This is a genomic window from Pseudomonas oryzihabitans, assembly GCF_032027545.1.
GTDB classification, from domain to species: Bacteria; Pseudomonadota; Gammaproteobacteria; order Pseudomonadales; family Pseudomonadaceae; genus Chryseomonas; species Chryseomonas oryzihabitans_F.
On sequence record NZ_JAVSJB010000136.1, the window covers coordinates 1 to 256 of the forward strand.

Below are 256 nucleotides of genomic sequence, written 5' to 3' on the forward strand. Positions count from 1 at the left end.
CAGGTCCTGCAGGCCTCGGTTACGGGCCTGGTGGCCAAGCAGCCCTATGTACTAGCGTTGGCTCGTCATGCAGACGGTAGCGGCGCTCTTGAGTCTCTCGCCGCTTTTCAAACCAATCCCGCCGGCGCAGCTATCGTGAATGCGGTAGGACCGATACGCCAACTGGTTCAGCAATCCCAGGCGGATGAACAGCGCTACCTCGTCATCGCACCTGGTGCAGCCGATGCGCCAGGTGCTCCCGTGCAAGTGCAAGTGC

Annotated in this window: 1 protein-coding gene; it reads right to left on the bottom strand. The window is 61.7% G+C overall.

Going from position 1 to position 256, the window contains the following annotated elements:
- Positions 1 to 51: 51 nt before the first annotated feature.
- On the bottom strand, positions 52 to 256 hold a 205-nt coding region (locus RND78_RS28060; protein ID WP_312733517.1), incomplete at its 5' end, for a hypothetical protein.